The following is a 12,369-nucleotide window of genomic DNA, read 5'->3' as shown; positions in this document are numbered from 1 at the left end:
GCGCCGGCGCTCGAGCCGCCGGCCGTCTTCGACAGGTCCCACGGGTTGCGCGTCAGGTGGTGGAAGGTCGACACGCCTGACGAGAGCATCCCGTACTCCGGCATCGTCGTCTTGCTGAAGATCACCGCCCCGGCGGCCCGGAGCCGAGCCGCCGCCGGCGCGTCCTCCGTGGCCGGGATCAGCTCGGTGGCGGCGGTTCCTTGTGGGACCGGGGTGCCGCGGGTGGCGATGTTCTCCTTGACGGTCACGGGTACGCCGTCGAGCGCACCGGCGACCCCGTCACGCCAGCGGCGCTCGGATTCCTGGGCCGAGGCCCGGGCACCGTCCGGGTCGAGCGCGTACGTGGCGCAGATCCGCGGCTCCAGCTCCTCGACCCGGGCGAGTACGTCGTCGATCACCTCGACGGGTGAGACGGAGCCGTTCCGGTACTGGGCAAGCAGCTCGGTCGCGGTCAGATCGGCGAGACTCATGCAGGCTCCTTGGGTCGGGATCGAACGAGGTCCGCGGATGCTCAGTTGGGTGGATCGAAGCGCCCGTCGACCGCGGTCCAGCCGCCGTCGACCGCGAGGACGCTGCCGGTGACGAAGCTGGCGGCGTCGGACGCGAGGTAGACGACCGCGCCGGCCAGTTCGCTCGGCTGGGCCCAGCGACCGAGCGCGCCCTTCTGCGCGTAGGCGTCGTACCAGGCCTGGTTCGCCTTGATCTGGGCGGTCAGCGGGGTCTCGACGACGCCGGGGGCGATCGCGTTGGCGCGGACGCCGTACGGTCCGAGTTCGGCGGCCGCGGTCCGGAGCAGCTGGACGAGGCCGGCTTTGGTTGCCGCGTACACCGATTGCCCGGGCTCGACCGTCGTACCGCGGATCGAGCTGAACCCGATGATGCTGCCGCTCCCCCGCGCCGCCATCTCCTTGCCGAAGGCCCGGATCAGCTGGAACGACGCCCGCAGGTTGAGCGACACCACCCGGTCGAACTCCTCGCCGCTGTAGTCCACCATCCGCTTCCGCACGTTGGTCGCCGCGGTGAAGACCAGTACGTCGACCGGCCCGAGCTCGCCGACCGCCCGCTCGATCGCCGCATCATCGAGCACATCCAGCTGGTACGCCGTGAGCCCGCCAGCTGATCCGGTGGGCTCATCGCCGCCGCGGGCCACCGTTTCCTCGGCGCCTGGGAGGTCCCGGTCGGCACAGGTCACCCGGGCGCCATGCGCGGCCAAAGCCAGCGCGCTCTCGCGACCGATGCCGCTGCCGGCACCAATCACCACCACGTGCTTCCCGTCGAGCCGGAACAACCTCGCGTAATCCGTCACGTTCTCACCTCTCGTGATCTGCCCACTCTGTGCACGGGATCCGCACGATCGGCCGCGCCGGACACAGATCCGGTGCACAAAGTCGGCCGAACGGCGGGGTGCGCGGGTGGGTCGGGGGTCGGGTCGGGTGGGGCGGGGTCGGCGTCGGGTGGGTCGGGGTCGGGGTCGGGTCGGGTGGAGCGGGGTCGGCGTCGAGTGGAGCGGGTCGGGGTCGGGTGGGTCGGGGGTCGGGTCGGGTGGAGCGGGGTCGGCGTCGAGTGGAGCGGGTCGGGGTCGGGTCGGATGGGGCGGGGTCAGGTGGGTGTGGTGGGGCCGGTCGGGTCGGGTTGGGTCGGGTCGGGTCGCGTCGGGTCGGGTTGGGTCGGTCAGTTAGGGGCTCGGGCGGATGATGGCCATTCGGGTTGTGGTTAGTTCTTCGATGGCGAAGCGGGGGCCTTCGCGGCCGATGCCGGAGTCCTTCACGCCGCCGTACGGCATCACGTCGGAGCGGAAGCCGGGGACCTCGTTGATCACGACACCGCCGACCTCGAGCCGGTCGATCGCGGTGAACGCCGTGTCGAGCGAGGACGTGAACACACTCGCATGCAGTCCGTACCGCGACTCGTTCACCGTCCGCAACGCGGTGTCGAGATCCGGCACCGACCGTACGGCGATCACCGGCCCGAAGATCTCCTCGTCCCAGGCGGGCTGACCGGATGGTACGTCGATCAGCACGATCGGACCCAGGACGTCCCCGGAAGCGGCGTACGCGATGGTGGCGCCGGCGTGGACCGACTCGTCCACCCACTCGCGGACGCGGGCGGTGGACCTGGGATCGATCAGCGCGGACACGCGGGTCAACGGATCTCGTGGGTCGCCCACGACGACTGCGGGCAGACGAGCGCCGAGCTTCTCGAGTAAGGCGTCACGGATGGTTTCGACCGCGATGACGCGTTGGACAGAGATACAGGCCTGACCGGATGCGTAGTACCCGCCGCGCACGACGGCGTCCGCGGCCGCGTCGAGGTCCGCGTCCTCCGCGACGACCAGGGCGGAGTTGGAGCCCAGCTCGAGCAGGACCTTGGTCGGCGCCGCATCGCGGGCGATCTGATGGCCGACCGCGGCCGAACCGGTGAAGGAGACAGCTCCGATACGACCGTCCGTGGTGAGAGTCGCGCCCACGTCCGCTCCCCCGGTGACCAACTGGAGAGCACTCTCAGGCGCACCCGATCCGAGCAGGGCCGAGCGCATGAGGTGGACCAGCCAGAGCGTGGCGAGCGGCGTCTGCGGTGCGGGCTTGATGATGATCGGGCAGCCGGCGGCGAACGCGGGCGCGATCTTGTGCGCGGCGAGCAGCAACGGATAGTTGAATCCAGTGATGCCGACCACGACCCCGATCGGCTTGCGCACCCAGAAGCCGAGCAACCCCTCGCCACTCGGCAACAGATCCAGCGGCACGGTCTCGCCATGCAGCCGGGCGACCTCCTCGGCCGCCGTCTCCAGCGTGAGCAGCGTGCGATCGATCTCGACCCGGCAGTCGACCAGCGGCTTCCCGGTCTCGAGGACGAGCAGGTCGACGAAGGCATCACGCTCCGCGGAGACCGCGGAATGCACGCTCTGCAAGACTTTCCGGCGCACGTACGACGGCAATCGCCCAACCGTCTCGCGGACCGCGAGGGCGTGGTCGAGTGCCTGCCGGGCCAGCTCGACGGATCCCACGGGCGCGTCCGCCACCGTCGAACCGTCGTATGGGAAGATGACCGGAGCGGTCGACGGTGGCTCGACCCAGGACGCACCGATCGGCAGGCCGGCTGGGAACTTCACGCTGGTTCTCCCTTCGTCGCGAGCAGGTCGGAGGTCGTTGCCCCGGACAACGCGCGCGGCAGCGTCGGGATGGCCGAGACGAGGGCTTGCGTGTACGGGTGCCGCGGTGCGGCGTACACGTCACCGGTGAAGCCGGTCTCGACGACCTGGCCGGCGTGCATCACCGCGACGCGGTCGCAGACGTGCTTCACCACGGACAGGTCGTGGGAGACGAACACCAGGGTCAGGTCGAGTTCGTCGACCAGGTCCGAGATGAGGTTGAGGACCTGCGCACGGACGGAGACGTCGAGGGCGCTGACCGGCTCGTCCGCGATCAGGATCCGCGGGCGGGGGGCGAGCGCGCGGGCGAGCGAGATGCGCTGGCGTTGGCCGCCGGAGAACTGGTGCGGGTACCGGTCTCCCGCGTCGGCCGACAGCCCGACTGCCTCGAGCAGCTCGCGGACGCGCTCGCCGGAGGCTGGATGGCCTTGTACGACGAGGGGTTCGGCGATGATGTCGCGGACACGCATCCGCGGATCGAGGGAGCCCATCGGGTCCTGGAAGACGAGCTGGAGGTTCTCGCGGAGGAACCGCAGCCGGCGCTCCGGGAGGCGGGTGATGTCGGTGCCTTCGACGATCACGTGCCCGGAGGTGGGCTGGTCGAGGGCGGCGATGATCCGGAGCAGGGTCGACTTGCCGCAGCCGGATTCGCCGACGATGCCGAAGCGCTCGCCCCGCTTGACTTCCAGGCTCACGCCGCGCAGGGCGTGAACCACCGGGGCCGGCCGGAGCAGCGAGGTCCGCGGGCGGGGGTAGTCACGGACAAGATCGACGACCTGGATCGCCGGGGACGTCTCGGGCTCGCGCTCCGCCGGAACGTGCTCGTGGACAACCGCGTCAGGCATGAGCACCTCCAGGCCGCTGGGTGGCGGAGGCTGGGTCGTGGGGGTCGCCGGCTGGGTGGTGGCAGGCGAAGCCGGCGGCTTCGGTGCCGGACCACTCGGGAGTGGTGGCGCAGAGGTCAGTGGCGTAGCGGCAGCGGGTGCGGAAGACGCAGCCGGACGGGAACTGACCGGCCGGCGGGACGTTGCCCGGGATCGTGGTCAGCCGGCGGTCGGCCGTCTCGAGATCGGATGCTGCCAGCAGACCCTCGGTGTAGCGATGCCGTGGCCGGGTGAACAGCTCACCGACCGGCCCCGACTCGACCACGCGCCCGCCGTACATGACGAGCACGCGCTCGCACACGGTCGCGACAACCGCGAGGTCGTGCGTGATGAACAGCAGCGCCGACGACCGCGCCACCACGCCCTTCACGATCAGATCGAGGACGAGCGCCTGCACGGTGACATCCAAGGCAGTCGTCGGCTCGTCACACATCAGCAACGCGGGGTCGTTGGCCAGCGCGATGGCGAGGACGACACGTTGGCGCTGACCGCCGGAGAGTTGGTGGGGGTAAGCCCGCAGAGTATCCGCGGGCAGCTGCACCCGTTCGAGGAACTCGGCCGCCTCGGCCCGCGCGGCGCCACGACCCAGCCGCGTCTGATGGATCAGCATCACTTCGGCAATCTGATCGCCGATCCGCATCGTCGGGTTCAGCGCGGTCATCGGCTCCTGGAACACCATCGAGATCTGCAGACCGCGGATGCGCGACATGCGGCGTTCGTCCGCACCGATCAGGTCATGGTCGACCCCGGCCAACCGCACCGAGCCATCGGCCACCACGTCCTCCGGCAGCAGCCCCAGCACACTCAGCGCAGTCAACGACTTGCCCGACCCGGACTCCCCGATCAGCCCGACTCGCTCCCCCGGTCCCACCGTCAGGTCCACGTCGGACACCAGGGTCTTGTCCCGGACCGTGACAGTCAGCCCGCGAACGCTCAGTACGTCGCCGCTCATCGCCGGTCCTCCAGCTTCGGATCGAACCGGTCCCGCAGGCCGTCGCCCAGCAGGTTGAACCCCAGTACGGCGATCGCGATCGCAACACCCGGGAAGATCGCCAGCCGCGGCGCGGTGAACAGGAACTCCTGGCTCTCCTGCAGCATCCGCCCCCACGACGGCGTCGGCGGCGGCGTGCCGTAGCCGAGGAACGACAGCGCCGCCTCGGCCAGCACCGCGATCGCGAACGACACCGACGCCTGCACGGTGATCAGGCTGGTCACGTTCGGCAGCACGTGCCGCACCGCGATCGGCCCCGGTCGCCGCCCGGCCGCCCGCGCCGCGAGCACGTACTCGGTCCGCATGACCTGCAGCGCCCCACTCCGGATCACTCGCGCGAAGTTCGGCACCGAAGCGATGCCGATGGCAATCATCGCGGTCAGCGTGCTGGCCCCGAACACCGCGCCGAACATGATTGCCAGCAGCAACGCCGGAAACGCCAGCAGCAGATCGTTGGCCCGCATGATGAACTCGCTGGGCCACCGCCGCACCATCGCCGCGAGGATTCCCAGGGGTACGCCGATCACTGCCGCGACGCCGACCGCGACCACACCGACGAACAACGTGGTCCGCGACCCGACCATGATCTGGCTGAACACGTCCCGCCCGAACTTGTCCGTCCCGAACCAGTGCTCCCACGACGGCTTCGCCAACCGGATCGCCGGGTCCACGAACGTCGCGTCGTACGGCGTCCAGACGAACGAGACGAGCGCCATCAGCACGATGACTCCGACGATCACACCGCCGGCGATCAGACTCGGGTTCAACCGCCTCATCGCGCCCCCGTCCGCAGCCGGGGATCGAGAGCGACGTACAGCAGATCGACCAGGAAGTTGACCACCAGTACGGCGACCACCAGCACCATCACCACATCCTGGACGAGCAGGAGGTCGCGGTTCGACACACCGTCGAGCAACAAACTGCCGAGACCGGGGATGACGAACACCCGCTCGACCACCACCGCACCGATCAGCAACGTCGCGAGCTGGAGACCGAGCACGGTGACCACCGGGACGGCCGCGTTGCGCAGACCGTGCCGCCACAACGCCGGGGAGGGTCGCAGCCCTTTCGCCCGGGCCGTGCGCAGATAGTCCTCCCGCAAGACATCGAGCACTGCACTACGGACGTAGCGGGTGAGGACCGCGCCCTGCACCAGACCGAGTGCCAAGGCAGGCAGGATCAACTGCTTGACGAACATGGCCGGATCCTGCGCCGGCGGTGTCCAGCCGTTGGCAGGTAGCCAGCCGAGCTTCACCGCGAACAGCATGATCAGCAGAATCCCCGCGAGGAACGCCGGTACGGCGACTCCCAGCTGGGACACCGCGGACAAGGCCAGCCCGGACACGTTGCGGTGCCGCGCAGCCATGATCGTCCCGGCCGGCACCGCGATCGCCAGCGCAATGACCATGCTCGCGACGACGAGCCACAGAGTCACCTGCAGCCGGTCGAACACCTGTGGTCCGATTGCCACCTTCGACACGTACGACGTACCGAGATCGCCGTGCAGCAGTCCGCCGAGCCAGTCGAAGTACTGCGTCGGCAACGGTCGGTCGAGGCCGAACTGGCGGCGCAGTTCGGCCACGGCCTGGTCGGACGCGTTCACCCCGAGGGCCACCCGGGCGGGATCGCCGGGCAGCACGGCCATGAACGCGAACACCAGCACCGAGCTCACCGCAAGGCTGACCAGCAGCACAGCGGTGCGCTCGAGCAGGCGAAGGATCATCGGGAGAGCGTGGAGAGGTCGAAGGACTCGGTGATCGCGTTCTGCGGCAGGCCCTTGATGTTCTTGTCCGCGACGATCAGGTTCGGCAGCAGGAACAGCCAGTCGCCCGCGGCCTGCTCGGACAGCCGCCGCGCCGCCTTCTTCATGTTGTCGACCTGCGCGGCCTCGTCACCCGCGTCCGCCGCTGCCAAATAGCCCTGCAGCGTCGGGTCGTCGTACCGGGTGTAGTACTTCGCGTTGAACACGGCCCCCAGGTCGCGGGGCTCGACGTGCGCGATGATCGACATGTCGTAGTCGGCGTTCTTGAAGACCGTGGTCAGCCAGGCCGCCGGGAACTCGAGCTGGTCGATCTGCACCTTCAGCCCGGCCTGCTCCAGCTGGCTCTTCACCACCTGGCCGCAGGAGGTTGCGTACGGCAACGTCGGCAGCCGGAGCCGGAGCGTCTTGCCGGCCGCACCGGAGGCCTGCAGCAACGACTTCGCCTTGGCCAGGTCGTACGGCGCGATGCCGGTGAGGTCCTCGTACCACGGGTCGGTCGGCGGGACCATGCTGCCGATCAGCTTGCCGCGACCGGCGAAACACGTGTCCAGCAAGGCCTTGTGGTCGATCGCCATCCGGATCGCCTGCCGGGTCCGGAGGTCCTTGAAGACCGGCCGCGAGTTGTTGAACGACAGCAGCACCTCGCCGTTCGTGGTGCCCTCGATCACCTGGTACTTGTCGTTGCTCGTGAACTGGCTGAGCGCCTCCGGCGCCTGCACTGTGCCGATCACGTTGATCGTCCCGGTCAGCAGCGCGTTGTTCAGCGCGGTCGGGTCCTTGAAGTACTTCAACGTGATCTGGTGGAAGAACGGCTTGTTCCCCCAGTAGCTGTCGTTGCGCTGCAGCACGATCGAGTCGCCGCGGTTCCACGTCGAGAACTTGTACGGGCCGGTGCCGATCGGCTGGGTCGCCAGCGCGCTGACGCCGCTCTCGGAGAACATCGCGCCGATCCGGGTCGTCATCCGGAACAACCAGTCGTTGCTCGGCTTGCTCAGCGTCACCTGCAACTGCGTCGGCGACAGCGCCTTCGTGCCGGACACGACGTCCATCGCGGCCTTGAGCGACGTCGTCCACGCCGTCTTGACGCGGTTGATGCTGAACACCGCGTCGGATGCCGTGAACGGCTTGTCGCTGGTGAACTTCGCGTTGTCGACCAGGTCGAACGTGTAGGTCTTGCGGTCCGGCGAGACGGTCCACGACTTCGCCAGCGACGGCACGACCTTGCCGGAGTCGTCCTGCTTGACCAGAGTCTCGTAGACGTTGCCGAGCAGCGCCTGCGGGATCGCGGCGCCGTCGGTGGTGGTGAAGTCCAGGCTGGCCGGCTCCGCGACCAGGCCGATCGACAGCTTCTGATCACCTCCCGGCGAGCTGCCGCCCGACGTACTCGAACCGGCTGAGCAGGCGGTCAGGGCCAAGAGCGCCGCAGCGGCGACTGCGATCGCACGGACAGGAAACGACTTCACGCGAACTCCTCCGTTACCTCGAACTGTCGCCGCATTCTGACGATCCCGGTCCGGCCGCGCGACCGGGACCACGCCGTACGGCGGACTTCGCCGTCCAGCTGTGACTGGTCCGACCAGTGGACTAGGTATCAGTGGGCCACTAGGTTTGTCGCACCACACGGCTCTGTCAAGACGAATGGGGGTGCACCGGATGGCGAAGGGCCCGCAGTTCCAGCCGGTGCAACCGGTCCGCGCGTACCAGCGGATCGTCGAGCAGGTCGAGGAGGCGCTCGCCCGGGGTGAGCTCGTGCCGGGTCAGCGGCTGCCGAGCGAGCGCGAACTGGTGGCGCAGTTCGAGGTCAGCCGGTCCACTGTGCGCGAGGCACTGCGGGTGCTGGAGAGCAACGGCATGGTCCGGTCCCGGCCGGGTGATCCGAACGGGCCGGAGATCCTGCCGTTCTCCCAGACCGCGCTGCGCAAGCAGATGGTTCGGCTCGCGCGGGTCGACGAGCTCACGCTGAGCGAGCTGATCGGGTTCCGGATGATCATGGACGGCGCCGCGATCCAGGTCGCGTCCCGGCTGCGCACGCCCGAGCAGCTCGCCGAGATGGAGGAGACGCTGGTCGCGATGCGCGCCGCGATCGACATCGACTTCGCCGCGTTCAGCGAGGCGGATCTCGCCTTCCACGACGTGATCGCGCGAATCAGCCGCAACTCCCTGATCCAGACCTGCAACGAGGTCGTCCGCGGCGTCGTCCTGAGCCTGATCTCGGACAAGATCGCGCACGCGCCGAACAGCCGGGCCCTGATGCTGGAATCGCTGCGGCACCACGCCGAGGTGGTGGCGGCGATCCGCTCCGGCAACGGTCACGCGGCGGCCCGGATCGCGCGGCAGAACATGTACGACTACTACGCCGGGTACGTGCCCGAACCCGCACGGGAAACGCTTCGCGCGCTGATAGATGAGTAGGCGGATCTCGTGGCATTCTGACGGGATCGGTTCACAGCAGCGGGGGGCACAGTGTGAACAAACCGGCGATTCTCAGCGTCGACGACGACCCGATGGTCTCGGCGGCGATCGCCCGCGACCTGCGCCGGCGCTACGGCGACGACTACCTCGTGGTGAAGGCGACGTCGGGCGCCCAGGCGCTGGCCGCGCTGACCAAACTCGCCCTGCGTAACCAGCCGATCGCGCTGATCGCGACCGATCAGCGGATGCCCGGGATGACCGGCATCGAACTGCTCGAACAGGCCCGCGAGCACGCACCGGGCGCGAAGTACCTCCTGCTCACCGCATACGCCGACACCGACGTCGCCATCAAGGCGATCAACGACATCGGCCTGGACTACTACCTGCTCAAGCCCTGGGACCCGCCCGAGGATCAGCTGTTCCCCGTCGTCGACGACCTGCTCGACGACTGGCGGCACGCCAACCCCGAGCACACGTCCGATCTTCGCGTCGTCGGCAACCGCTGGTCGGACCGCGCGCATGACATCAAGACGTTCCTGGCCCGCAACCACGTGCCGTACCTCTGGTACGACGTCGAGCGCGACGCCGAGGGCCAACGGCTCCGCGACCTCGCCGCCGCGACCGACAGCGACCTGCCGTTGGTCCTGGTGCCTGACGGCGACGCCCTCCGCGCGCCGTCCGCTGTCGACCTCGCCTCCGCCCTCGGTCTGCGAACCCGGGCCGAGCAGCCGTTGTACGACGTCTGCATCGTCGGAGGTGGACCCGCAGGCCTGGCGGCGGGGGTCTACGCGGCGTCCGAGGGCCTGAGCACGGTGATCGTGGAGCGTGAGGCACCCGGCGGCCAGGCCGGGCTGAGCGCGGCGATCGAGAACTACCTCGGATTCCCGCGCGGCTTGACCGGCTCCGACCTCGCCCAGCGAGCGGTCGCCCAGGCATCCCGGTTCGGTGCGGAGATGGTGCTGGCCCGATCGGTCGTCGGACTCGAGTCCCGCGGCCCGGTGCACGCCGTACTGCTCGAAGGATCCGGCGAGATCGAGGCCCGCGCGCTGATCGTCGCGACCGGCGTCTCGTACCGCAGCCTCGACCTCGCCGGCCTCAGCGAGCTGACCGGCCGCGGCGTGTACTACGGCGCCACGGCGAGCGAGGCCAGTCAGGTCCAGGGCGACGAGGTGTACGTCGTCGGCGCGGCGAACTCAGCCGGTCAGGCGGCCCTCAACCTCGCCCGCTATGCCAAACGGGTCGTGCTCCTGGTCCGCGGGGACACCCTCGAGACCTCGATGTCGCGGTACCTCATCGACAAGATCAGCAGCGCGACCAACATCGAGGTGCGCTGCCGGACCGAGGTGGTCGGTTGCCGTGGCGACGGTCATCTCGAGGCGCTGACGCTGGCGGAGCGGGAGTCCGGCCGGGTCGAGGAGGTGCAGGCGAGCTGGTTGTTCATCTTCGCCGGCGCCTCGCCACGGACCGAGTGGCTCGGGGACACCGTCGTACGCGACGGCAAGGGGTTCGTCATCACCGGGCCGGATCTGGTCGCGCTGGATCGCTGGTCGCTGCGGAGACCGCCGTACGCGTTGGAGACCAGCGTGCCGGGCGTGTTCGCGGCCGGTGATGTCCGGCTCGACTCGATGAAACGAGTCGCGTCCGCTGTCGGCGAGGGCGCCATGTCGATCTATCTCGTCCACCGCTATCTGGCGACCGTCTGATGAACGCCGACGACCTGCGGGGCATCCCCCTCTTCGCCGGGCTGACCGACGCGCAGCTGGACGAGCTGATCGACGGCAGCACCGAGGTGGCGATCGAGCCCGGCCGCGACCTGTTCCACGAGGGCGAGCCTGCCGACTTCTGGTGGGTGCTGGTCGACGGCGCGATCGCGCTGCACCGCAAGATCGGCCGCGAGGACACCGTGATGGGCAAGATCGACGTCGCGGGCCGCTGGGCCGGCGGGTTCCGCGCGTGGGACGAGCACGGCGTCTACCTCGCCAGCGGCCGTGGGCTGACCGAAGGCCGAGTGCTTCGGCTGCCGGCCGAGGTGTTGCGCGAGCGGATCGACGCCTGGTTCCCACTCGGCGGGCATCTGATCAAGGGCGTGTACGGGACCGCGCGCGCGATCGAGTCGACGGCGAGGCAGCGGGACGCGCTGATCACGCTCGGAACGCTCGCGGCCGGGCTCGCACACGAGATCAACAACCCCGCCGCCGCGGCCACGCGCTCGGTCAGCGCTCTCGACACGGCCTGCGTTTCGTTGCTCTCGGCACTCCGGCGTCTCGCGGACGGCGAGGTGACGGCTGCTCAGTTCAGCTCGCTCGACGACCTGCGTCTCGAGCTCGGTGCCGGCACCGCGGCCCCCGATCCAGTCGACCTCGCCGACCACGAGAACACGATCTCGGAGTGGCTGGACGAGCACGGCATCGAGCAGGACTGGTTGATCGCACCTCCACTGGCCGCCGCCGGGACCAGTGTCGAGTGGTGCGATCGTGCGGCAGACGTACTGGGCGACTCACTGGAGCCTGGGCTGGAATGGGTTGCCAGCACGCTCTCCGCGGCGACGTTGCTGGGCGAGGTGAAGGAGTCGACCCGGCGCATCACGGAGCTGGTTGCGGCGGTGCGCTCGTACTCGCAGATGGACCGCGGCTCGATCCAGACGGTCGACGTGACCGAGGGGATCGAGAGCACGCTGGTCATGCTCGGGCACAAGCTCCGCGGCGGGATCGAGGTGATCCGGTCGTACGGCGCCGACGTCCCGCGGATCGACGCGTACGCCGGCGAGCTGAACCAGGTGTGGACGAACCTGATCGACAACGCCGTCGACGCGATGGACGGCGCCGGGACGCTGCGGATCAGTACCCGCGCCGACGGCGACCGGATCGTCGTCGAGTTCACCGACAGCGGCCCCGGCATGCCGCCGGAGGTCGCCGCTCGCGCGTTCGAGCCGTTCTATACGACGAAGGAGGTCGGCAAGGGCACCGGCCTCGGGCTCGACATCGCGCAACGGATCGTCGCCGAACACCATGGCGGGACGATCACGATCACTTCCCACCCCGGCGAGACGACGCTGCAGGTGCGGCTGCCGCATCAGCCCATCGGCGCCGGCTGACCTGTACCGATCGACAGACACCCCTGCTGTTAGGGGTGTCAAGCTGCGGTGGTTTGGGTGCGGTGGGCCCAGGCTGTG

At 69.3% G+C, this 12,369-nt stretch carries 11 protein-coding genes; 3 read left to right on the top strand and 8 right to left on the bottom strand.

Features of this window, described 5'->3' with window-relative positions; genetic code table 11:
• The 8 genes from ACXC9Q_RS27275 to ACXC9Q_RS27240 all read right to left on the bottom strand — a co-directional run.
• A partial coding sequence (locus ACXC9Q_RS27275) for an amidase family protein (RefSeq protein ID WP_457059476.1) occupies positions 1–470 on the bottom strand: 470 nt, incomplete at its 3' end.
• A gap of 41 nt (positions 471–511) precedes the next feature.
• Positions 512–1,306 carry an SDR family NAD(P)-dependent oxidoreductase gene (locus tag ACXC9Q_RS27270; RefSeq protein WP_457059475.1) on the bottom strand — a complete coding sequence of 265 codons (795 nt, stop codon included), beginning with the start codon at positions 1,304–1,306 and terminating at the stop codon, positions 512–514.
• 369 nt (positions 1,307–1,675) lie between these two features.
• The gene (locus ACXC9Q_RS27265) at positions 1,676–3,109 is read right to left on the bottom strand and encodes an aldehyde dehydrogenase family protein (RefSeq protein WP_457059474.1); all 1,434 of its coding nucleotides are present in this window, start codon (positions 3,107–3,109) and stop codon (positions 1,676–1,678) included.
• Positions 3,106–3,993 (bottom strand): ATP-binding cassette domain-containing protein, encoded by an 888-nt coding sequence (locus tag ACXC9Q_RS27260; protein ID WP_457059473.1) that lies wholly within the window; start codon positions 3,991–3,993, stop codon positions 3,106–3,108. Before ACXC9Q_RS27260 ends, ACXC9Q_RS27265 begins: the two co-directional genes overlap by 4 nt.
• Positions 3,986–4,984 (bottom strand): ABC transporter ATP-binding protein, encoded by a 999-nt coding sequence (locus tag ACXC9Q_RS27255; RefSeq protein WP_457059472.1) that lies wholly within the window; start codon positions 4,982–4,984, stop codon positions 3,986–3,988. The genes ACXC9Q_RS27260 and ACXC9Q_RS27255 overlap by 8 nt, the downstream gene beginning before the upstream one ends.
• Entirely contained in the window at positions 4,981–5,799 is an 819-nt protein-coding gene (locus ACXC9Q_RS27250) for an ABC transporter permease (protein WP_457059471.1), read from the bottom strand. Before ACXC9Q_RS27250 ends, ACXC9Q_RS27255 begins: the two co-directional genes overlap by 4 nt.
• Complete coding sequence (locus tag ACXC9Q_RS27245) at positions 5,796–6,746, bottom strand: ABC transporter permease (protein WP_457059470.1); 951 nt, start codon at positions 6,744–6,746, stop codon at positions 5,796–5,798. Before ACXC9Q_RS27245 ends, ACXC9Q_RS27250 begins: the two co-directional genes overlap by 4 nt.
• Entirely contained in the window at positions 6,743–8,248 is a 1,506-nt protein-coding gene (locus ACXC9Q_RS27240) for an ABC transporter substrate-binding protein (protein ID WP_457059469.1), read from the bottom strand. Before ACXC9Q_RS27240 ends, ACXC9Q_RS27245 begins: the two co-directional genes overlap by 4 nt.
• A 190-nt stretch (positions 8,249–8,438) precedes the next feature.
• On the opposite strand from ACXC9Q_RS27240, the gene ACXC9Q_RS27235 reads away from it, so the two are divergent.
• From ACXC9Q_RS27235 to ACXC9Q_RS27225, 3 genes are read left to right on the top strand one after another with little or no spacing between them, the layout of a single operon-like run.
• Complete coding sequence (locus ACXC9Q_RS27235; protein ID WP_457059468.1) at positions 8,439–9,197, top strand: FadR/GntR family transcriptional regulator; 759 nt, start codon at positions 8,439–8,441, stop codon at positions 9,195–9,197.
• A 53-nt stretch (positions 9,198–9,250) separates the two neighbouring features.
• The gene (locus ACXC9Q_RS27230) at positions 9,251–10,900 is read left to right on the top strand and encodes an FAD-dependent oxidoreductase (protein WP_457059467.1); all 1,650 of its coding nucleotides are present in this window, start codon (positions 9,251–9,253) and stop codon (positions 10,898–10,900) included.
• Positions 10,900–12,291, top strand: a complete 1,392-nt coding sequence (locus ACXC9Q_RS27225; protein ID WP_457059466.1) for a sensor histidine kinase — start codon at positions 10,900–10,902, stop codon at positions 12,289–12,291. Before ACXC9Q_RS27230 ends, ACXC9Q_RS27225 begins: the two co-directional genes overlap by 1 nt.
• The last annotated feature ends 78 nt before the right edge of the window (positions 12,292–12,369 follow it).

The organism is Kribbella sp. CWNU-51, assembly GCF_054073265.1.
Note: the sequence above shows the minus strand (reverse complement) of the source record. Positions and strands in the feature narration are given on the sequence as shown.